This window comes from Ruegeria arenilitoris, from assembly GCF_013032855.1.
Lineage (GTDB): Bacteria > Pseudomonadota > Alphaproteobacteria > Rhodobacterales > Rhodobacteraceae > Ruegeria > Ruegeria arenilitoris.
The window spans coordinates 227,904-247,996 of the sequence record NZ_WQDA01000005.1; the positions used below are offsets into that span (position 1 = coordinate 227,904).

The window sequence follows — 20,093 nt, forward strand, 5'->3', positions numbered from 1 at the left end:
TATCCTGTCGCTTGCCGTACTGGCGGCGTGCGAGACCACGAATCCGCCGCGCTCTCAGCCAGTAGAAGAGCCCGCGCGCTCGGGGGCTGGGGTGTCCGTATCGGGATACGCGCGGGCCGGGGTGTCGACGAATTTCTGAATGAGCCTTTGATGCGTTCAGCCGGCCACTGGGTGCCCGCGCTGCCGCAGACACTCGATCAGAATGTCACGCCGGGTGTTGCGCATCTCGGCGGCTCCGGCGACCGCACCTGCCGCTGATCCCACAGCTGCGCCGGCTATGGCGCCTTCTGCGTTTCCAACCGTGTCGTCCGAAATGCCTGCCAGTGCGCCGACCCCGGCGCCGATCAAGGCCTGTGACCGGGTTTCCGGATTCCACAGGTCCTGGGACTTGGCCAATGCGCGGCACTGATCCAGATCAGCGGCGTAAGCCGGGCCCGGCTCGGCAGACAGGACGGGTTGGTGTTGGGCACCGGTGCCGCTGCATGCGGCTGTGACCAGGGCCAGCGGCAAGACGGTCAGTGTGAACCGTTCCTTGAACAGCATGAGTTGTCTTTCTTTGTAGGTATTCCGGCGGGAGCCGGAGCCACTTTCTTTTGCTGTGGCTTCGGGCCCTTTGCGAGTGCGCGCCGGGCGGGTTCAGATGTGGCCAAGGCCACGATGAGCCAAGGCCAGGACGTAGAAAGCCAGGATGAAATCCAGAATCTCGATCAGTCCAAGCATCAGTGGAATCGGGTCGGGTGATGTGGGGAAGACATGACCCAGATCCAGCAGGACCACGAAGATGTATCCCCAGGCCGCCACGATGGCGCCCCAGCTTGCCGTTGCCGAACCGCGCAGCATGGCCACCGCCGACCCCACGGCCAGCAGGGCAAGCGCGATCAGAAAGGCGTTGAAGCCCCAGAATACCGCTCCACCCAGCCCGGAAAAGTCGCGGGTCTCGATCGGGCCGCCTGGGACCAGCGTGACAAAGCTGGCGACGAGGACAAGCATCAGTTTGGCGGCTGTTGCCGTGGGTTGGGACGCCATAGGCCGCGTTGGGCTGGCGTTGATTTGTGACGAATGCGCCATGACAGAATCCTTTTAATGACTGGCGGGTCATAAATGGAGATGGCGTTACTGACCGTCAAGTCATTAAAAGATTGAATTTGCGTGACGCCGCGTCCAATCTGCGTCAAGAGAGGCGCGCCGGAAGAAAATCGGGGGGGCAAGATGCCGAAGATCGTCGATCGCGAAGAGATGCAGGGGCGTATATTGGATGCCGCCATGGCCTGCTTTCTGGATCAGGGCTATCACGCCACCAAGATGCAGGACGTGGCCCATCAAGCCGGGATGGCCAAGGGCACGTTGTATCTGTACTTCCAAAGCAAGGAGGCTCTGCTTCTGGCGTTGCTGCAGCGGTATTTCGAGGATATTCGCGCCCGCATCAGCGACATCCCGGCCCCGCAGACGCTGGACCAGTTCATGACCGGGCTGCGTCTGTCCATGCCTGCCGACCGTCTGGCGGCGACGCGGTTGTTCTTTGACGTGCTGGGCCCCGGATTTCAGGACCCGCGCGCGGCCGAGATCATTGGCGGGTTCTTCGCCTGGCTTGCCGATCACTATGCTGCTCACTTCGCTCCCTTGATCCACGCTGGCGAAATCCGCGGCGATCTCAGTGCGAAGGCGGCAGCGCAGGCGGTGACGGCGATGCTGGACGGGTTGGTGATCCATCTGGCGATCTTCGGGGGCGATGAAAGCGACTTTGAAGCGCGGCGCGACGCGACCCTTTCGTTGCTTGAGGCCGGCCTGCGCGGATAAGCCGTTGCGCCCGACTTCTGTGCGGTTCGCACCGGATTGCGTGCCCGCGATGCAAATCCCGTTGATCCACAGGCCTGTTTTGGTCTAAGCGCGCAGATATGGATCACTTTCTCTACCGCGATGGCGTGTTGTGCGCCGAGGATGTCCCGGTTGCCGAGATCGCGGCTGCGGTCGGCACGCCGTTCTATGTCTATTCCACGGCGACGCTGCTGCGGCACTACAACCTGTTCGACGAGGCGTTGGCAGGTACCGACCACGTGGTCTGTTATGCGATGAAGGCCGCCAGCAATCAGGCCATTCTGAGAACGCTGGCGCAGGCGGGCGCGGGGATGGACGTGGTTTCGGGCGGCGAGTACCTGCGGGCCAAGGCAGCGGGTGTGCCGGGCGAAAAGATCGTGTTCTCGGGCGTCGGCAAAACGGCCGAGGAAATCCGCATCGCGCTGACCGGCGGGATTCGCCAGTTCAACGTCGAATCCGAGCCCGAGATGGAGGTGATCAACGCCGTCGCGCAGGACCTGGGCGTGATCGCGCCGATCACCGTTCGCGTGAATCCGGACGTCGACGCCAAGACCCACGCCAAAATCGCCACCGGTAAATCCGAAAACAAATTCGGCATCCCGATCGTCCGTGCACCCGAGGTCTATGCCCATGCGGCCAGCCTGCCCGGCCTCAAGGTGGTGGGCATCGACGTGCATATCGGCTCTCAACTGACCGATCTTGAGCCATTCCGCCTGGCCTACTCCAAAGTCGCCGAACTGACCGAACAGCTGCGCGCACAGGGCCACGACATTCACCGTCTGGACCTGGGTGGCGGGCTGGGCATTCCCTATGCCCGCTCGAACGAAGCACCGCCGCTGCCGTTGGAATACGGTGCGATGATCAAGGAAACGCTGGGCCATCTGGGCTGCGAGATCGAGATCGAGCCGGGCCGTCTGATCGCGGGCAACGCGGGGCTGATGGTGTCAAAGGTGATCTATGTGAAGTCGGGCGAAGGGCGCGATTTCCTGATCCTCGACGGGGCGATGAACGATCTGATCCGCCCGGCCATGTACGACGCCTATCATGACATCGTTCCCGTCATCGAGCCCGCGCCGGGGGTCGAACAACGCCCCTATGACATTGTCGGGCCGGTCTGCGAGACCGGGGATACCTTTGCGAAACAAAGGGCGATGCCACCGCTGAACCCGGGGGATCTGGTCGCATTTCGCAGCGCCGGCGCCTATGGCGCGGTTATGTCCAGTGAATACAACACCCGGCCCCTGATCCCCGAAGTTCTGGTTCATGGCGATCAATTCGCGGTTATTCGTGAACGGCCAACCTTTGACGAAATCATAAACCGCGATACCATACCTGAGTGGCTGTGACGCGATAACCGCGCGGGCCCGACCCGGAGGCCTGACGTGACCGACACTCGCAACCTGCCGATCCCCAGACTGTCCCTGTTGCTGACGCGCACGGGGATGCTGGCCGAGCAGGTGATGCGCGCTTTTTGGCCGTTCCTGTCGATTGCGGCCCTGATCATGGCGGCCTTGCTGCTGGGCCTCCACGACCTCGTCAGCGTTGAAACCGTCTGGATCATCGGAGCCGCATCCATTCTGGCGTTTACGGTTGCATTGGTCTGGGGCGCGCGGAGGTTTCGGTTCCCTACCCGCACGCAGGCGCTTGTCCGACTGGACGAGACACTGCCGGGCCGTCCCATTCAGGCGTTGCTGGACGATCAGGCCATCGGGGCGATGGACGAAGATTCGCGCGCTTTGTGGCAGGCCCATCAGGCGCGCATGGCCGCCCGCGCCGCGCGGGCAGGACCGGTCAAGCCTGACCTGAACCTTGCCGCTCGTGACCCCTACGCGCTGCGCTATGCGGCGCTTTTGGCGCTGGTGGTCGGATTGCTGTTCGGATCGTTCTGGAAAGTTGGATCGGTCGCCCAGATGACACCCGGCACGGCCGCAGCCGGCCAAGGCCCCAGCTGGGAAGGCTGGGTCGAGCCACCTCGCTATACCGGCCTGCCGACGCTGTATCTGGCCGATCAATCCGGTCCGACGCTGACAGTGCCACAAGGCAGCCGCGTCACTTTGCGCTTCTATGGCGAGGTCGGCGCGCACAGCTTGACCGAAACCAGTTCCTCCGCTTCCACCACGACAGCAACCGATCCGGATCAGGAGTTTGTCGTCGAGCGTTCTGGCCGATTGTCGATCGAGGGCCCTGCAGGACGTGACTGGGGTGTCGAGGTCATTGTGGACGCGCCGCCGGTAATCGCCGTGGCCGAACCCGCCACCGCCGAGGCTGGTGGCCAGATGAAACTGCCGTTCTCGGCGCGTGACGATTATGGCATCCTGTCAGGCACCGCGTTGATCGAGTTGGACCTGTCTGCGGTCGATCGTCGCCATGGTCTGGCCGTTGAGCCCGAACCTCGCGACGCGGTCACCGTCGACCTGCCCATGCCGATCGCTGGTGACCGGAGCGATTTCACGGAAGATCTGATCGAGGACTTTTCGGAACACCCTTGGGCGCACCTGCCGGTCAAGATTACCCTTTCGGCCGTCGATGCCGCTGATCAGGTGTCGGAGTCGGATGTCTACCGAACCGACCTTCCTGCCCGCCGGTTCTTTGATCCGCTGGCTGCGGCGGTGATTGAACAGCGCCGCGATCTGCTGTGGTCGCGCGACAATGCCAAAAGGGTGGCTCAGCTATTGCGGGCTGTTTCGCACCGGCCCGAGGATGTCTTCCGTTCGGAAACCGCATATCTGCGACTGCGCTACATTCTACGCCGGTTGGAAACCTTTACGGAATTCGGCCTGGGCCCCGAACAGCAGACCGAGATCGCGCAAGCCTTGTGGGATCTGGCCATCCTGATCGAAGAAGGCACGCTCGCCGATGCGCTGGAGCGGATGCGTCGCGCTCAAGAACGTCTGACCGAAGCGATGCAGAACGGTGCCAGCGATGAGGAGATCGCCGAGTTGATGCAGGAACTGCGTGAAGCGACCGACGAGTATCTTCGTCAGCTGCAGCGGCTGGCGCAGGAAAACCCGGACGGCCAGCAGGGCCAGCAGAACCAATCCGGTGAATCCATGCAGATGACGCAGGATGACCTTCAGCGGATGATGGACCGGATCCAGGAACTGATGGAGCAGGGCCGCATGGCCGAGGCCCAGCAGGCGCTGGAGGAGTTCCAGCAGATGATGGAAAACATGCGGGTGACCCAGGGCCAGGGACAGGGGCAACAATCCGAAGGCCAGCAGGCCATGGAAGGATTGGCCGAAACCCTGCGTGAGCAGCAGGGCCTGAGCGACGAGGCCTTCCGTGACTTGCAGGAGCAATTCAATCCCGGCGCGCAGGCCGGTGAAAGCCAGGGCAATGAAGGCCGCTCGGGCGGTCAGGGGCGCGGCCAGAGCCATGAGGGTCAGGGCGGCCAGGGCCAAGGATCGGATCAGGCGGGCGAAGGCCAGCAAGGGCAAGGGACTCTGGCTGACCGCCAACAGGCGCTGCGCGATGAACTGAATCGCCAGCAGCAGAACCTGCCGGGCGCCGGAACACCCGAAGGCGACGCCGCACGCGAGTCGCTGGGGCGTGCAGGTCGTGCCATGGATGAGGCCGAAGATGCCCTGCGGAGCGACGACCTTGCCGAAGCGATCGACCGCCAGTCCGAAGCAATGGAAGCGTTGCGCGAAGGGATGCGCGAGCTGGGTGAGGCCATGGCCCAGAACCAGCAGAACCAGCCCGGTCAGGGTACGCAGGAAGGCGACATGCAGGCCAACAACCGCGATCCGCTGGGTCGGAATCCGGGCGCTGCGGGCTCGATCTCGACCGAGGAGAACCTGCTGCAGGGGGATGATGTGTACCGCCGTGCCCGCGAGTTGCTGGATGAAATCCGTCGCCGCACGGGCGAAACCGACAGGCCCAGAATCGAACTGGAATACCTCAAAAGGCTGCTCGAGCGGTTCTGACCGGCAGAGTTACTCGGTCGCGGAGCCAGCCTGCGATTCCAGCCAGATCCGGGCCTGATCGACCATCGAGACATACGACTGCAACACAGGCTCGGCCTGGGGAACTGCCTCGCTGATCTGGCGGGCGTTGCCGTAGATCAGGAACAGGATGACCCCGATGATCAGGATCAGCGCAAAGCCCCGCAGGAACCCGCCCGATTTCCGCGGCGGGGCTTCGGCGGGCTCTGCCGCGGTCGGGGCGTCGTCGCTGCGCAAAGTCGAATTGATGCTGTCCACATCCGGCAGCGCCTCTTTCTGACCGGTTCCCGAGGCGGTTTCGGTCGCCGCAGGAGGTTTGGGCTTGGGGGCCGGTTCCGGCTGCTGATCCAGGCCCAGATCCGGCTGACTTTCCAGGCCGGACCCTTCCTTGGCGCGCAGTTCGGTCTCACGCGCGGCTTCCTCTCGCAGGATTGTCGCAACGGCCGGATCGACGTTGCCGGTCGGAGCGGCTGGCCGGGCTTCGTCCGTGGGTTCGGGATCGGGCTGTTCGGCTTCGACCTGTTCGTCTTCTGCCTGCTCCGGTTCCGGCGCAGCAGCTTCGGCGGCCGGCGTCTCAGACGTATCCGAGGGCGCGCTTTCGGCCGGCCCATCATCGGTTTCGGCCGCGACAGGCTCAGCCTCCGGGTGTTTGGGTTGGAACCAGGTCTGCTCGCAGCTCGAGCATTGCACGTCTCGGCCTTCTTCCGGAATGACCTCATCCGGAACCTCGTACTGGGCATTACAGTTCGGGCATGTTAGTCGCATACTGCCTCCCCGGCCGCCAGCGGCCTGTCGTCGTTTTTCCAAGAATGATAATCCGTTAAGGCGAAACAGCAAAGCGCGTTTTCGGCCCGGTGGATCAAGTGTCGCCAAATGGACTCGGTGCAGGCATTGAAACCGTGGTCGTGCTCGGGCAAGAAGGGCGCAAGCAATATTGAGGGCAGGCGTGATCGAGCTTGAAAATGTCAGCTACAGCTATGGCGGCGGTGAACTGCTGAGCAATGTCTCGGTCCAGTTGCAGCCGGGGTCGTTCCATTTTCTGACCGGCCCGTCCGGAGCGGGCAAAACGACCCTGTTGAAACTCTGCTATGGCGCGTTGCTGGCCAGTTCGGGGCGGATCAGCGCCTTTGACCAGGACATTGCCCGACTGGACCGGGACCAGATGGCCCTGCTGCGCCGCCGCATCGGTGTCGTTCATCAGGACTGCCGGTTTCTGGACCACATGACTCTGGCTGAGAATGTCGCCCTGCCACTGATGGTGTCGGGACGCTCTGTCGAGTCCGAGCAGGAAGATCTGACCGAACTCCTGTCCTGGGTCGGTCTGGGTGGCCGCCTGGACGCACTTCCGCCGGAGCTTTCGGGCGGCGAGCGGCAACGGGCCGCACTGGCGCGGGCGGTCATCCTGTCACCGGACGTGGTGTTGGCCGACGAACCCACCGGCAACGTCGACTGGGAGATGTCCCAGCGTCTGCTGCGTCTGCTGATCGAGCTGAACCACATGGGAAAGACCGTGGTGATCGCCACCCATGATCTGAGCTTGATCCGGGCGGCCAAAAGCCAGGTGCAGGCCCGGGTTCTTCGGATCTCGCAGCGGCGGCTGCAACTGGCGGGGGCGGATCTATGATTGCCGATGACATTCGTGCCCTGCTGCGCCGGGACGCCCGGGCTGACCGCGTCGTGCCGCCAACCGGATTTACGGCGCACCTGACCCTTTTCGTGTCAGGTGCGATGGCCTTTCTGACAGTATTCGCGCTTGCGCTGTCGCTGGCCTCGGGCCGGTTGGCCGATCGCTGGGCCTCGGAGCTGGCCGGAGCGGCCACTCTGCGGATCAATGCGCCTGCTGAACAGCGTGCCGCGCAGTCCGAGGCCGCTCTGGAGGTTCTGAAACAGACCTCGGGCGTGGCCTCGGCCCGCGCGCTCAGCGCCGAAGAACAGGCCGCCTTGCTGGCCCCCTGGTTCGGCCCCGATCTGCCGCTGGACACCCTGCCGGTGCCTCAGCTCATCGAAATCATCGAGGGCGAGCCGGGGCTGGACACGATGGGCCTGCGACTGCGGCTGGCGGCCGAGGTGCCAGGCGCGGTTCTGGATGACCATTCCCGCTGGCGCGAGCCGCTGGTCGATGCAGCCACCTCGCTGCGGCGGTTGGGCTGGATCTCGATCCTGCTGATCGGCGGGGCCACGGCGGCGATGATCACGCTTGCTGCCAATGCATCGCTTGCGGCCAACGCCCAGATCATCGAGGTGCTGCGTCAGGTCGGCGCGCGCGACCGTTTCATCGCCGGTGCTTTCGTGCGGCGCTTCACCTGGCGCGCGTTTTTCGGTGCCGTGGTGGGGACGGTTCTGGGCCTGACCGGGGTGCTGCTGCTGCCCGAGGCCTCAGATGCGGGCGGTTTCCTGACCGGCCTTGGATTCCAGGGCGCCGACTGGCTGCTGCCCGCCGTAATCCCCGTTTTGGGCGCGGCAGTGGCCTTTGCCGCCACATGGTCGGCGGCCCGTCGCAAATTGAAGGAGCTTTCGTGATGGCAATGGCGGTCCAATGGGTGCGCTCGCTGATCTTCATGGTCACGATCTACGCCTGGATGGCGGTTCTGGGCCTGGTCTTCGCGCCCTATGCGCTGTTCTCCAAGCGCGGGGCGCTGCGCGCCTGCAAGACCTATGCGCGCACGACCATATGGCTGGCGCGCTGGATGGTGGGCATTCGCGGCGAGGTGCGCGGCAACGTGCCCACGGGTGAGGTGGTCATCGCCGCCAAGCACCAATCCTTCTTCGACATCATTCTGATCTTTGACGCGATCCCCCATGGCAAGTTCATCATGAAGCGCGAACTGCTGTGGACCCCGATCATCGGCATGTATGCCCGTCGTCTGGGCTGTATCCCGGTCAATCGCGGCAAGCGAGGCGCGGCAGTGGCCAAGATGGTCAAGGACGTTTCCAAAGAGTTTACCGAGCCCGGGCAACTGGTGATCTATCCGCAGGGCACCCGCGTGGCGCCGGGGGTCTACAAGCCCTACAAGGTCGGCACCGCCGTTCTGTACGAGGGGCTGGGCTTCCCCTGCGTGCCGGCGGCCACCAATGTCGGTGTCTTCTGGCCCCGGTCGGGGATTCTGCGCAAACCCGGCCATGCGATCGTCGAGTTCCTCGACCCGATCGAACCGGGCGTTGATCGCGAATCCTTCCTGGCCCGGCTGGAAGAGGTGATCGAGACGCGTTCGAACGCGCTGATGCGCGAAGTGGGGTTTGATCCGGATGCAGTACATCAATGACATCACCGCGCTCGAGGCGCTGTACGGCACCCCCGGCGCGGCCTCGATGCGGAAGGTTGCGCGGCAACTGACGCCGCTCTACCGCAAATGGATCATGGCGTCGCGGCTGTGCGTGCTGTCCACAGTGGGCCCCGAAGGCGTGGATGGCAGCCCCCGGGGCGATGACGGCCCGGTGGTGATAGAACTGGACCCAGGCACCCTGGCCTTGCCCGACTGGCGCGGCAACAACCGCCTGGACAGCCTGCGCAACATCGTGCGCGATCCGCGTGTGGCGTTGATGTTCATGGTGCCCGGCTCGAACAACGTGGTGCGGGTGAACGGCACCGCCCGGTTGACGGCCGATGCCGACCTGCGCGCCCGGTTCGAGAAAAAGGGCAAGCAACCGGCCACGGTGATCGTTATCGAAATCGGGGAAATCTACTCGCAATGCGCCCGCGCGCTGATGCGGGCTGAAACCTGGACCGGCGGCGATCACAGCGCCGGGTTGCCGACGGTGGGCGAGATTCTGGCCGAAGTGTCTCAGGGCGAGGAAGGCGGCGCACGCTATGATCGCGAATGGCGCGCGCGCGCCGCAAAGACGATGTGGTGATCACGCTGCCGTCGCGCCCAGCCGGGTGACCCGTGCGATCCATTTCTGGACGCTGTCCTGCTTGGGGTAGCTGGCACCGGAAAACCAGGTGAACCGCGTCGGCTTGAACCCGACAAATCCCAGAACCTGACCGCGCATCTGGTGAATCAATGCCCGGCGGTAAACCAGCCGCATGAACCAGCCCGGCGTGTCCGAGGTGATGATGACGCGCGCCGATCGGCCGTCGAGCATCGGCGCCGGGAATCCCAGTTTGTTGGGATTGCGGGTGTCGAACGTACGGCCCGGGATGAACATCCGGTCGATCAGCCCCTTGAGCTTGGCGGGCAGGCCGCCCCACCACATGGGCGTGGTCAGAACCAGGTGATCGCTCCATTCGAAATCCTGCAGAACCTGTTCCAGAACCGGCTCCAGCGGTTTGAAATCATGATAGTTGCCCTGTCCGAAATCGAAATCGAACTCCAGCTCGCTGAGGTGGACGATCTTTACGTCATGGCCCTTGGCGCGGGCGGCTTCGGCATAGGTGTCGGCAAAGGTGCGCGACAGGCTGCTTTCGGCGGGGTGACCGTCGAGGATGAGAATTTTCTTGGGCTGCATCGGGGTTCTCCTAAAATTGACCACGGTCAGTTTATAGAATCAAAAATTGACCACGGTCAATATTAAATTTGACCACGGTCAAAAAACATGCGAACAAGCCTAATGCAGAAGACGATTCAGAAACGAACCCTGAAGACCCGCGCCAAGCTGCTACAGGCGGCGGCGGACGTGGTGCAGAAAAACGGATACCAGGCGTTGCGCGTGGAAGAGGTGGTACAGGCCGCCGGTGTGGCCAAGGGCACCTTCTTTGCCCATTTCCACGACAAGGACGCGCTGATGGAGATCCTGATCGGCGAAAAACTGGACTCCTGTCTGGATCAGGCGCAGGCGTCGGAAACGCCGAATACCGTGCCGCGGATTATAGTGGCCCTGGCCCCTGTGCATGATTTCATGATGTCCGAACGCTATGTGTTCGACCTGCTGATCCGTTATTCCGGTGCCGCCGCGATCTCTGAAATCGGGCCGATCGCCTATTGCTTCGAGAAATACTTCCGGATCGTGATGATGTGGCTGGATCAGGCCGAGGTTAGACAGGACGTGTCGACTGACCTGCTGGCCGAGGGCGTGCAGGCCTTTGCCATCCAGGCCATGTCACTGAAATTCTGCGCCCTGCATTCGGCGACCACATTCACCGACCGGCTGGAAACCTATCTGCGGGCGTGGCTGACTCCGGCGGCCTGACCGCCGGAGCCGAACTCATCAAGCGTGAATCGGACCGTCGCCGCAGGCCAGCGCCGCCTCGCGCACGGCCTCGGAATAGGTCGGGTGCGCGTGGCAGGTCAGCGCCAGATCCTCGGCCGAGGCGCCGAACTCCATCGCCACGCAGACCTCGTGGATCAGGTCGCCCGCGCCGGGGCCGATGATGTGGCAGCCCAGGATGCGGTCGGTCTCCTTGTCGGCCAGGATCTTGACGAACCCGTCGGCAGCAAAGTTCGCCTTGGCGCGGCCATTGCCCATGAAGCTGAACTTGCCGACCTTGTAGGCGCGGCCCTGCTCCTTGAGGGTGGCTTCGGTCTCGCCAACATTGGCGACCTCGGGCCAGGTGTAGATCACGCCCGGAATGACGCCATAGTTCACGTGCCCATGCTTGCCCGCGACCACTTCGGCGGCGGCCATGCCTTCGTCCTCGGCCTTGTGGGCCAGCATCGGGCCTTCGATCACGTCGCCGATGGCGTAGATGCCCGGCACGTTGGTCTGCCAGTCCTTGCCGACCTTGATCTGGCCGCGCAGAGTCAGCTCGACCCCCAGCGCCTCCAGACCCAGCCCGTCATGGAACGGCTTGCGCCCGGTGGCGACCAGAACGGTGTCGGCCTCGATCACGTGCTCGCTGTCATCCTTGCGCAGCTTGTAGGTCACCTTGGCCTTGGTCTTGGTGGCCTCGGTCTTTTGCACGGCGGCGCCCATGACGAAGTTCAGGCCCTGTTTTTTCAGGATGCGCTGGAAGGTCTTCTGCACCTCGGGGTCCATGCCCGGGGTGATGACGTCCAGATATTCGATCACCGTCACCTCGGCGCCTAGACGCTGATAGACCGAGCCCAGTTCCAGCCCGATCACGCCTGCGCCGATCACCACCAGCTTTTTCGGGATCTTGCCCAGTTCGAGCGCGCCGGTCGAGGTCACGACGACCTTTTCGTCGACCTCGACGCCGGGCAGCGACGCCGCCTCGGAGCCGGAGGCGATGATGATGTTTTTGGCCTCGTGCACCTCATCACCGACCTTGACCTTGCCCGCCGCCGGGATCGAGCCCCAACCCTTGAGCCAGTCGATCTTGTTCTTCTTGAACAGGAACTCGACGCCCTTGGTGTTGGTGTCGATCACGTCCTGCTTGTAGGCCAGCATCTGTTTCCAGTCGACCGAGGGGCTTTTGCCCTTGAGGCCCATCTTGGCAAAATTGTGCTCGGCCTCGTGCAGCTGATGGCTGGCATGCAGCAGCGCCTTGGACGGAATGCAGCCCACGTTCAGACAGGTGCCGCCCAGCGTCTCGCGCCCTTCGACGACGGCGGTTTTCAGGCCCAGCTGCGCGCAGCGGATGGCGCAGACATAGCCGCCGGGACCGGCGCCGATTACGATGACGTCATAGTTAGCCATTTTGTTCTCCCAAATCCGCGGAGTGTTCTTTTTGAAAAGGCGACCCACGGGGTGGATCGCCTGGGTGCCTGTTCAGACGGGTGTCAGAACCTTCACCTGAATATGTGCGACGCCGCCACGTTCATGGTGCATGGCCAGCTCTTCCGATTCGATGAAGCTCTGGGCCCGGTCCAGATCGGTAATCTCGAACAGGGCAACCGCATGATCGCGCTGTTCGGGGTCTTTCCAGACGTGCAGATCGACAATCCCGGCCGCCTTGCGCATCGGCTTGTCCTCGCGGAACACCTTCAGCCAGGCGTCGAAATCGGCCACGTCGGCCTGCCAGAGTACGTGCGTCGCCATGATCACAGATCCATCAGCAGACGGCGCGGGTCTTCCAGCGCCTCTTTCACGCGCACCAGGAAAGTGACCGCGCCCTTGCCGTCGACGATGCGGTGGTCATAGGACAGCGCCAGATACATCATCGGACGGATCTTGATCTCACCGTTGATGACCATCGGACGTTCCTGAATCTTGTGCATGCCCAGAATGCCCGACTGCGGGGGATTCAGGATCGGAGAGGACATCAGCGAGCCATAGACGCCGCCATTCGAGATGGTGAAGGTGCCGCCCTGCATTTCGGCCATGCTCAGCTTGCCGTCACGGGCGCGTTTGCCCTTCTCGGCGATGGCTTTCTCGATCTCGGCGAACGACATGCGGTCCGCATCACGGATCACCGGAACCACCAGGCCCTGCGGAGTGCCGGCGGCGACGCCCATGTGGACGTAGTTCTTGTAGACGATGTCATTGCCGTCGATCTCGGCATTGACCTCGGGCACCTCTTTCAGCGCGTGGCAGCAGGCCTTGGTGAAGAAGGACATAAAGCCCAGGCGGACGCCGTGCTTCTTCTCGAACTGGTCCTTGTACTGGTTGCGGAGGGCCATCACCTCGGTCATGTCCACCTCGTTGTAGGTGGTCAGGATCGCGGCAGTGTTCTGCGCGTCCTTCAGACGCTTGGCGATGGTCTGGCGCAGGCGCGTCATGCGCACGCGTTCCTCGCGGGCGGCGTCCTCGGCGGCGACGGGCGCGCGCGGGGCTGCGGCCGGTGCCGGTGCCGCCGCGGCAGGGGCAGCGGCGGTTGCGACGGCGCGGGCCACGTCTTCCTTCATGATGCGACCATCGCGGCCGGTGCCGGTGACCTGATCGGCCGACAGGCCGGCTTCGGCCATGGCCTTTTCGGCCGACGGCGCATTGGCCACGTCCTTGCCGGTGGCGGCTGCTGCCGGGGCAGGGGCTGCCGCGGCTGGCGCAGCCGGTGCGGCGCCTGCTTCAGCGCCCGAGATCACGGCAAGCTTGGCGGTCGCGTCGACCGTCGCGCCCTCGGGGGCCACGATCTCCGCAAGTACACCCGCAGCCGGAGCCGGGACCTCAACCGAGACCTTGTCGGTCTCCAACTCGCACAGCATTTCGTCCTGTGCGACGGTATCGCCGACCTTCTTGAACCAGGTCGATACGGTCGCTTCGGTGACGGACTCACCCAGTGTCGGAACCATCACGTCGACGCTGCCGCCCGAGGCCGCAGGAGCCGCTGCCGGAGCGGCTTCAGCTTTTGGAGCGGGGGCCGCACCCTCACCGGCCTGGATCGTTGCCAACAGCGCATCAACGCCGACCGTCTCACCTTCGGCGGCTACGATCTCGCCCATCACGCCGGCTGCGGGCGACGGAACCTCGACGGTGACCTTGTCCGTCTCAAGCTCGCACAGCATCTCATCCACGGCGACGGCATCGCCGGGTTTCTTGAACCAGGTTGCGACCGTGGCTTCGGTGACGGACTCGCCCAGCGTGGGAACACGAACTTCAATCGTCATCGTTAATTATCCTTCAATGGTCAGCGCTTCGTTTACCAGCGCTTCTTGTTGGGCTTTGTGTTGGCTGGCCAGACCCGTTGCGGGCGAGGCCGATGTGGCGCGGCCGGCATAGATCGGCCGGGTATGCTTGGCGCCGATGCGGGACAGGACCCATTCGATATTGGGTTCAATGAATCCCCAGGCACCCTGGTTCTTGGGCTCTTCCTGGCACCAGACCATCTCGGCCTGTTTGAACCGCTCAAGCTCGTTGATCAGCGAATGGGCCGGGAACGGATAGTATTGCTCGATCCGCAGCAGATAGACGTCGTCGATCCCGCGCGCATCGCGTTCTTCAAGCAGGTCGTAGTAGACCTTGCCCGAACACATCACCACGCGCTTGATCTTGTCGTCGGGCACCAGCTGGGTGTCCGAGTTGCCTTTTTGCGCGTCGTCCCACAGCACCCGGTGGAAGCTGGACCCGGTGGTGAAGTCCTCGGCATTGCTGATCGCCAGCTTGTGGCGCAGCAATGATTTGGGCGTCATCAGGATCAGCGGCTTGCGGAAAGTGCGGTGCAGCTGACGGCGCAGGATGTGGAAATAGTTCGCAGGCGTGGTGCAGTTGGCGACGATCCAGTTGTCCTGGCCGCACATCTGCAGGAACCGCTCCAGTCGCGCCGACGAGTGCTCGGGGCCTTGCCCCTCGAACCCGTGCGGCAGCAGGCAGACCAGACCGGACATGCGCAACCATTTGCTTTCGCCCGAGCTGATGAACTGGTCGAACATGATCTGTGCGCCGTTGGCGAAATCACCGAACTGGGCCTCCCACAGAACCAGCGCGTTGGGCTCGGCCAGCGAATAGCCGTATTCGAAGCCCAGCACCGCGTATTCCGACAGCATCGAGTCGATCACTTCGTACTGCGATTGCCCGGCGCGGATGTGGTTCAGGGGATAGTAGCGCTCTTCGGTCTCCTGGTTGATGAAGCCCGAGTGGCGTTGGCTGAAAGTGCCGCGGGTGGCGTCCTGCCCCGACAGGCGTACCGGATAGCCCTCGGTCAGCAGTGACCCGAAGGCCAGCGCCTCGCCGGTGGCCCAGTCAAAGCCCTGACCGGTTTCGAACATCTGCTTTTTGTGTTCAAGAAGGCGGCCCACCGTCTTGTGCAGGGCAAATCCTTCGGGCACCGTCACCAGCGCCTTGCCGACCTCGGCCAGCGTGTCCGGCGTGATTGCAGTGTCGCCGCGGACATATTCTTCCTTGTTCTTGTCCAGATGCGACCACCGGCCATCCAGCCAGTCGGCCTTGTTGGGTTTGTAGTCCTTACCGGCCTCGAACTCGTCGTTCAGATGCGCCTGGAAGGCGGCCTTCATGTCCTCGATCTCACCCTCAGGGATCAGACCGTCCTTGACCAGCCGCTCGGTGTACAGCGACAGCGTGGTTTTGTGGGTCTTGATCTTCTTGTACATGATCGGGTTGGTGAACATGGGCTCATCGCCCTCGTTGTGACCGAACCGGCGGTAGCAGAAGATGTCGATGACCACGTCCTTGTGGAACTTCTGGCGGAACTCGGTCGCGACCTTGGCCGCGTGCACCACCGCCTCGGGGTCGTCGCCGTTCACGTGGAAGATCGGCGCCTCGACCATCAGCGCGATATCGGTCGGGTACGGGCTCGACCGCGAGAAATGCGGCGCGGTGGTAAAGCCGATCTGATTGTTCACCACGATATGCATCGTGCCGCCGGTCTTGTGACCGCGCAGACCAGACAGGCCAAAGCCTTCGGCCACGACACCCTGTCCGGCAAAAGCCGCGTCGCCGTGGAGAAGAATGCCCATGACCTTGCTGCGATCGGTGTCGCCAAGCTGGTCCTGCTTGGCCCGGACCTTGCCAAGAACAACCGGGTTCACGGCTTCGAGGTGGGACGGGTTCGCCGTCAGCGACAGGTGCACGGTGTTGCCGTCGAACTCACGGTCGCTGGACGCACCGAGGTGATATTTCACGTCGCCCGACCCATCCACGTCCTCGGGCTTGAAGCTACCGCCCTGGAACTCGTTAAAAATGGCGCGGTAGGGTTTGCCCATCACGTTGGCCAGGATGTTCAGACGTCCGCGGTGCGGCATGCCGATCACGATATCGCTCAGGCCCAGGGCGCCGCCACGCTTGATGATCTGTTCCATCGCCGGGATCAGCGCCTCGCCCCCGTCCAGACCGAACCGCTTGGTGCCCATGTATTTCACATGCAGGAACTTCTCAAAGCCCTCGGCCTCGACCATCTTGTTCAGGATCGCCTTGCGGCCTTCCCGTGTGAACGAGATTTCCTTGCCATAACCTTCGATCCGCTCTTTCAGCCAGGCGGCCTCCTCGGGGTTCGAGATGTGCATGTACTGCAGCGCGAAAGTGCCGCAATAGGTGCGCTTCACGATCTCGACGATCTGGCGCATGCTGGCCATCTGCAGACCCAGCACGTTGTCGATAAAGATCGGCCGGTCCATGTCGGCATCGGTAAAGCCATAGGTCTTGGGGTCCAACTCGGGATGGTTGGTCGCGGCGCGCATGCCAAGTGGGTCCAGATCGGCGGCGAGGTGACCCCGGATCCGATAGGCCCGGATCAGCATCAGCGCGCGGATCGAATCCAGAACCGCGCGCTTGATCTGTTCGTCGCTGACATCAACCCCTGCCTTGGCGGCCTTTTCCTTGATCTTGTTGCCAGCTGCCTTGGCGTCGACCTCGATCCACTCGCCGGTCAGGGCGCCGGTCAGGTCATCATTCGGCATCGGTGGCCAGTCGGGGCGCGCCCACGACGGCCCTTCGGCCTCTTTCTGGACGTCCGGTGCCGCGTCTCCCATCTGCCGGAAAAACTCGGCCCAGGCCGCATCGATCGCGCCGGGATCCTTTGTGTACTGGGCATAAAGCTGCTCCAGGTACTCGGCATTGTGCCCCTGCATGAAGCTCGAGGCATGGAAGGCAGAATTGGGCGAGTGTTCGGTCATTGGGTTACCTCATATGGGTTGGGACCGTATTTGTTGGTGCCTGGCTGGCTGGGGCGGGACAGCCACCACAGAACCAGGAGGGGCGACACCAGAAGAACAAGCAGTGTCGGAATGACGATCAGCAGCGTGGCGCGCGTGAACAGGATGTCGAGGCTTCCGCCATGCTGGAAGCTTGAGGCGAGGCCGATGCCGAAGACCAGAACGGCAAAAGCCCCAAGGATCAAAAGGATCGGCAGCAGCGCGTAGAGACCGTTGCGCCCGGTGTCATGCATGCGCCGCCACGCCACGGCCAGATGCGGAAAGAACACGATCAGTGACACGATGCTCTGCACCGGCTGGCTGGATGTTGCGGTCACCTCGACCGAGCCTTCGGATTGCACGGTCGTGACCTGCCCGAAGAAATGCCAGTCGATCACCGTGGCGATTGCGCTCCAGACCAGAATGAACAGAAAAAAATACCAATACTCGGGGCGAGAGGCCCGCCCCGAGAATGTGAAGTATTTGGAGAAACACGTTTTGACGGCTTCGTTGAAGGTCATGTGTTTCGCTCCGCTGAGGCCAGCCCACGCAAGGGGCCGGCGGTTTACTTGCCGATTGCTTCCAGCACAGCCTCACCCAGCTGCGCCGGGCTTTCGGCCACGACGATGCCGGCGCTGCGCATGGCTTCGATCTTGTCCTCGGCACCTCCTTTGCCGCCGGCAACAATCGCGCCCGCGTGGCCCATGCGGCGGCCCGGAGGCGCCGTGCGGCCGGCGATGAAACCGGCAACGGGCTTCTTGCGGCCCCTCTTGGCCTCATCCGCCAGGAACTGCGCGGCTTCTTCCTCGGCCGAGCCGCCGATCTCGCCGATCATGATGATCGACTCGGTCTCGTCATCGGCCAGGAACCATTCCAGCACGTCGATATGCTCGGTGCCTTTGATCGGGTCGCCGCCTATGCCCACGCAGGTGGACTGGCCCAGACCCACATCGGTGGTCTGCTTGACCGCCTCATAGGTCAGGGTGCCGGAACGCGACACGACGCCGACCGAGCCACGCTTGTGGATGTGGCCGGGCATGATGCCGATTTTGCAGGCGTCGGGCGTGATGACGCCGGGACAGTTCGGGCCGATCAGGCGCGATTTGCTGCCTTCCAGCGCGCGCTTCACCTTCATCATGTCCAGAACCGGGATGCCTTCGGTGATGCAGACGATCACTTCCATCTCGGCGTCGATGGCTTCGAGGATCGAATCCGCGGCAAACGGAGGCGGCACATAGATCACGGTGGCGTTGGCTTCGGTCACGTGCTTGGCTTCGTGGACCGAGTTGAACACGGGCAGGCCCAGATGCTCCATCCCGCCTTTGCCCGGGGTCACACCGCCGACCATCTTGGTGCCATAGGCGATGGCCTGTTCAGAGTGGAACGTGCCCTGCGAGCCGGTAAAGCCCTGACAGATCACTTTGGTATTTTCGTCGATGAGGACTGCCATTTGGCGTTCTCCTGTTTTCGGCGGGATCTGACCCGCCAGCATTCATCGGAATGGCGGGCCGCGACCCGCCCTGATTTATCGGGTTCAGCCTTTGACTGCCTTCACGATCTTCTCGGCACCGTCTTTCAGGTTGTCCGCCGCGATCACGTCCAGGCCAGAGGTGTTGATGATCTCTTTGCCTTTTTCGACATTCGTGCCTTCCAGACGCACGACCAGCGGAACCTGCAGGCCGACCTCTTTCACCGCGGCGACCACGCCCTCGGCGATGACGTCACAGCGCATGATGCCGCCGAAGATGTTGACGAGGATGCCTTTGACGTTGGGATCAGACGTGATGATCTTGAACGCCTCGGTCACTTTCTCTTTGGTGGCGCCGCCGCCGACGTCGAGGAAGTTGGCAGGCTCCGCACCGTAAAGCTTGATGATGTCCATCGTCGCCATCGCCAGACCCGCACCGTTGACCATGCAGCCGATCTCGCCGTCCAGCGCGATGTAGTTCAGGTCGTATTTGCTGGCTTCCAGTTCCTTGGGGTCTTCCTCGGTGGTGTCGCGCAGTTCGGCGATGTCGGGGTGGCGGTAGACCGCGTTGCCGTCAAAGCTCAGCTTGGCGTCCAGCACCTTGAGGTCGCCGCCTTCGGCCACGATCAGCGGGTTGATCTCCAGCATCTCCATGTCCTTCTCGACGAAGGCCTTGTACAGGATGCCCATCAGACGCACGCATTGCTTGACCTGCGCGCCTTCCAGACCCAGCGAGAAGGCGATGCGCCGGCCGTGATACGGCTGGTACCCAGTGGCCGGGTCAACCGAGAAGGACAGGATTTTCTCGGGCGTCGCTGCGGCTACTTCTTCGATGTCCATACCGCCTTCGGTCGAGCACACGAACGAGATGCGGCTGGTCTGGCGGTCCACCAGCAGGGCCAGGTACAGCTCGCGCTCGATGCCCGATCCGGCCTCGATGTAAACGCGGTTGACCTGCTTGCCTACGGGGCCGGTCTGGTGGGTGACCAGCGTGCGGCCCAGCATCTTCTTGGCTTCTTCGGCGGCTTCTTCCACCGATTTGGTCAGACGGACACCGCCTTTTTCACCGGCATCGGCCTCTTTGAAGTGACCTTTGCCGCGGCCGCCCGCGTGGATCTGTGCCTTGACCACCCAAAGGGGGCCGTCCAGTTCACCGGCGGCTGTTTTGGCTTCCTCGGCGCGCAGAACTGCACGTCCGTCGGAGACCGGAGCGCCATAGCTGCGAAGAAGAGCCTTGGCCTGATATTCGTGAATGTTCATCGAAACTGTCCCGTCTGACTGCGATTAGATCGTTATAGGGGTGTCTAGCGGTAAAAATTAAAGGGTTTTCTGTCTGGATCGGGTTATTTACCGAAGATTTTCAGCATTTGTGATCACACATTTTCGGGGTGTGATCACAAACAAACCGGTGCCAAAAAATGATTCGAGCGAGTCAGAATAGGCTTTGAAAACATATTCGAAGACCGTGTTCGCAACCCGTTTGCGCCAACATTTCCGGTAGCGTTC

General features: G+C 62.9%; 19 protein-coding genes. 8 read left to right on the forward strand and 11 right to left on the reverse strand.

Translation table 11 applies throughout. From position 1 onward, the window contains the following. Positions 1 to 156: 156 nt before the first annotated feature. Both GOW72_RS16695 and GOW72_RS16700 read right to left on the reverse strand, forming a co-directional pair. Positions 157 to 543: a glycine zipper family protein gene (locus tag GOW72_RS16695; protein WP_170367617.1), complete on the reverse strand. Its 387-nt coding sequence runs from the start codon at positions 541 to 543 to the stop codon at positions 157 to 159. Positions 544 to 636: 93 nt separating this feature from the next. Then, positions 637 to 1,068 carry a DUF8051 family protein gene (locus tag GOW72_RS16700; RefSeq protein WP_480434529.1) on the reverse strand — a complete coding sequence of 144 codons (432 nt, stop codon included), beginning with the start codon at positions 1,066 to 1,068 and terminating at the stop codon, positions 637 to 639. A gap of 141 nt (positions 1,069 to 1,209) precedes the next feature. Between GOW72_RS16700 and GOW72_RS16705 the strand changes: the two genes are divergently transcribed. The 3 genes from GOW72_RS16705 (at position 1,210) to GOW72_RS16715 (ending at position 5,741) form a co-directional block, all read left to right on the forward strand. Next, positions 1,210 to 1,797, forward strand: a complete 588-nt coding sequence (locus GOW72_RS16705) for a TetR/AcrR family transcriptional regulator (protein ID WP_170367619.1) — start codon at positions 1,210 to 1,212, stop codon at positions 1,795 to 1,797. A gap of 98 nt (positions 1,798 to 1,895) precedes the next feature. Beyond that, positions 1,896 to 3,161, forward strand: a complete 1,266-nt coding sequence (lysA, locus tag GOW72_RS16710) for a diaminopimelate decarboxylase (RefSeq protein WP_170367620.1) — start codon at positions 1,896 to 1,898, stop codon at positions 3,159 to 3,161. Between the two features lie 36 nt (positions 3,162 to 3,197). Beyond that, positions 3,198 to 5,741: a TIGR02302 family protein gene (locus GOW72_RS16715; RefSeq protein WP_342355397.1), complete on the forward strand. Its 2,544-nt coding sequence runs from the start codon at positions 3,198 to 3,200 to the stop codon at positions 5,739 to 5,741. A 9-nt stretch (positions 5,742 to 5,750) separates the two neighbouring features. Here the strand turns inward: GOW72_RS16715 and GOW72_RS16720 are convergent, their stop codons facing one another. Further along, positions 5,751 to 6,524, reverse strand: coding sequence for a zinc-ribbon domain-containing protein (locus tag GOW72_RS16720; RefSeq protein ID WP_170367621.1), 774 nt, complete (start codon positions 6,522 to 6,524; stop codon positions 5,751 to 5,753). A gap of 181 nt (positions 6,525 to 6,705) precedes the next feature. Between GOW72_RS16720 and GOW72_RS16725 the strand changes: the two genes are divergently transcribed. Genes GOW72_RS16725 through GOW72_RS16740 form a run of 4 tightly spaced genes read left to right on the forward strand, consistent with a single transcriptional unit; the run spans position 6,706 to position 9,611 of the window. Beyond that, positions 6,706 to 7,383: a cell division ATP-binding protein FtsE gene (locus GOW72_RS16725; protein ID WP_170342228.1), complete on the forward strand. Its 678-nt coding sequence runs from the start codon at positions 6,706 to 6,708 to the stop codon at positions 7,381 to 7,383. Next, positions 7,380 to 8,279 (forward strand): cell division protein FtsX, encoded by a 900-nt coding sequence (locus tag GOW72_RS16730; protein ID WP_170367622.1) that lies wholly within the window; start codon positions 7,380 to 7,382, stop codon positions 8,277 to 8,279. Before GOW72_RS16725 ends, GOW72_RS16730 begins: the two co-directional genes overlap by 4 nt. Then, positions 8,279 to 9,022 (forward strand): lysophospholipid acyltransferase family protein, encoded by a 744-nt coding sequence (locus GOW72_RS16735; protein WP_170367623.1) that lies wholly within the window; start codon positions 8,279 to 8,281, stop codon positions 9,020 to 9,022. Before GOW72_RS16730 ends, GOW72_RS16735 begins: the two co-directional genes overlap by 1 nt. Then, on the forward strand, positions 9,006 to 9,611 hold the full coding sequence (locus GOW72_RS16740) for a pyridoxamine 5'-phosphate oxidase family protein (RefSeq protein ID WP_170367624.1): 606 nt from the start codon (positions 9,006 to 9,008) through the stop codon (positions 9,609 to 9,611). Before GOW72_RS16735 ends, GOW72_RS16740 begins: the two co-directional genes overlap by 17 nt. Here GOW72_RS16740 and GOW72_RS16745 read toward each other — a convergent pair whose 3' ends face one another. Beyond that, a complete protein-coding gene (locus GOW72_RS16745; RefSeq protein ID WP_170367625.1) occupies positions 9,612 to 10,205 on the reverse strand; it encodes an NAD(P)H-dependent oxidoreductase in 594 nt (197 codons plus the stop codon). 102 nt (positions 10,206 to 10,307) lie between these two features. Here GOW72_RS16745 and GOW72_RS16750 point away from each other — a divergent pair, with 102 nt between their 5' ends. Further along, a complete protein-coding gene (locus tag GOW72_RS16750; RefSeq protein WP_170367626.1) occupies positions 10,308 to 10,886 on the forward strand; it encodes a TetR/AcrR family transcriptional regulator in 579 nt (192 codons plus the stop codon). A gap of 18 nt (positions 10,887 to 10,904) precedes the next feature. On the opposite strand, the gene lpdA is transcribed toward GOW72_RS16750, so the two are convergent. The 7 genes from lpdA to sucC all read right to left on the reverse strand — a co-directional run bounded on the left by lpdA (position 10,905) and on the right by sucC (position 19,847). Continuing rightward, positions 10,905 to 12,293, reverse strand: coding sequence for a dihydrolipoyl dehydrogenase (gene lpdA, locus GOW72_RS16755; RefSeq protein WP_170367627.1), 1,389 nt, complete (start codon positions 12,291 to 12,293; stop codon positions 10,905 to 10,907). A 72-nt stretch (positions 12,294 to 12,365) separates the two neighbouring features. Then, positions 12,366 to 12,635: a hypothetical protein gene (locus tag GOW72_RS16760; RefSeq protein ID WP_170342212.1), complete on the reverse strand. Its 270-nt coding sequence runs from the start codon at positions 12,633 to 12,635 to the stop codon at positions 12,366 to 12,368. Between the two features lie 2 nt (positions 12,636 to 12,637). Then, complete coding sequence (gene odhB, locus GOW72_RS16765; protein ID WP_170367628.1) at positions 12,638 to 14,140, reverse strand: 2-oxoglutarate dehydrogenase complex dihydrolipoyllysine-residue succinyltransferase; 1,503 nt, start codon at positions 14,138 to 14,140, stop codon at positions 12,638 to 12,640. Positions 14,141 to 14,146: 6 nt separating this feature from the next. After that, positions 14,147 to 17,101, reverse strand: a complete 2,955-nt coding sequence (locus tag GOW72_RS16770; protein ID WP_170367629.1) for a 2-oxoglutarate dehydrogenase E1 component — start codon at positions 17,099 to 17,101, stop codon at positions 14,147 to 14,149. Then, positions 17,098 to 17,640, reverse strand: a complete 543-nt coding sequence (locus tag GOW72_RS16775) for a DUF805 domain-containing protein (RefSeq protein WP_170360119.1) — start codon at positions 17,638 to 17,640, stop codon at positions 17,098 to 17,100. Before GOW72_RS16775 ends, GOW72_RS16770 begins: the two co-directional genes overlap by 4 nt. Positions 17,641 to 17,684: 44 nt before the next feature. Further along, positions 17,685 to 18,569, reverse strand: coding sequence for a succinate--CoA ligase subunit alpha (gene sucD / locus GOW72_RS16780; RefSeq protein ID WP_170360120.1), 885 nt, complete (start codon positions 18,567 to 18,569; stop codon positions 17,685 to 17,687). 84 nt (positions 18,570 to 18,653) lie between these two features. Continuing rightward, on the reverse strand, positions 18,654 to 19,847 hold the full coding sequence (gene sucC, locus GOW72_RS16785) for an ADP-forming succinate--CoA ligase subunit beta (RefSeq protein ID WP_093963486.1): 1,194 nt from the start codon (positions 19,845 to 19,847) through the stop codon (positions 18,654 to 18,656). Positions 19,848 to 20,093 lie beyond the last annotated feature (246 nt).

Coding starts and splice junctions, on each gene's coding strand:
- GOW72_RS16695 (WP_170367617.1), bottom strand. CDS start 543: ATGCTGTTCAAGGAACGGTTCACACTGACCGTCTTGCCGCTGGCCCTG.
- GOW72_RS16700 (WP_480434529.1), bottom strand. CDS start 1,068: ATGGCGCATTCGTCACAAATCAACGCCAGCCCAACGCGGCCTATGGCG.
- GOW72_RS16705 (WP_170367619.1), top strand. CDS start 1,210: ATGCCGAAGATCGTCGATCGCGAAGAGATGCAGGGGCGTATATTGGAT.
- lysA (WP_170367620.1), top strand. CDS start 1,896: ATGGATCACTTTCTCTACCGCGATGGCGTGTTGTGCGCCGAGGATGTC.
- GOW72_RS16720 (WP_170367621.1), bottom strand. CDS start 6,524: ATGCGACTAACATGCCCGAACTGTAATGCCCAGTACGAGGTTCCGGAT.
- GOW72_RS16730 (WP_170367622.1), top strand. CDS start 7,380: ATGATTGCCGATGACATTCGTGCCCTGCTGCGCCGGGACGCCCGGGCT.
- GOW72_RS16735 (WP_170367623.1), top strand. CDS start 8,279: ATGGCAATGGCGGTCCAATGGGTGCGCTCGCTGATCTTCATGGTCACG.
- GOW72_RS16740 (WP_170367624.1), top strand. CDS start 9,006: ATGCAGTACATCAATGACATCACCGCGCTCGAGGCGCTGTACGGCACC.
- GOW72_RS16745 (WP_170367625.1), bottom strand. CDS start 10,205: ATGCAGCCCAAGAAAATTCTCATCCTCGACGGTCACCCCGCCGAAAGC.
- GOW72_RS16750 (WP_170367626.1), top strand. CDS start 10,308: ATGCAGAAGACGATTCAGAAACGAACCCTGAAGACCCGCGCCAAGCTG.
- lpdA (WP_170367627.1), bottom strand. CDS start 12,293: ATGGCTAACTATGACGTCATCGTAATCGGCGCCGGTCCCGGCGGCTAT.
- GOW72_RS16760 (WP_170342212.1), bottom strand. CDS start 12,635: ATGGCGACGCACGTACTCTGGCAGGCCGACGTGGCCGATTTCGACGCC.
- odhB (WP_170367628.1), bottom strand. CDS start 14,140: ATGACGATTGAAGTTCGTGTTCCCACGCTGGGCGAGTCCGTCACCGAA.
- GOW72_RS16770 (WP_170367629.1), bottom strand. CDS start 17,101: ATGACCGAACACTCGCCCAATTCTGCCTTCCATGCCTCGAGCTTCATG.
- GOW72_RS16775 (WP_170360119.1), bottom strand. CDS start 17,640: ATGACCTTCAACGAAGCCGTCAAAACGTGTTTCTCCAAATACTTCACA.
- sucD (WP_170360120.1), bottom strand. CDS start 18,569: ATGGCAGTCCTCATCGACGAAAATACCAAAGTGATCTGTCAGGGCTTT.
- sucC (WP_093963486.1), bottom strand. CDS start 19,847: ATGAACATTCACGAATATCAGGCCAAGGCTCTTCTTCGCAGCTATGGC.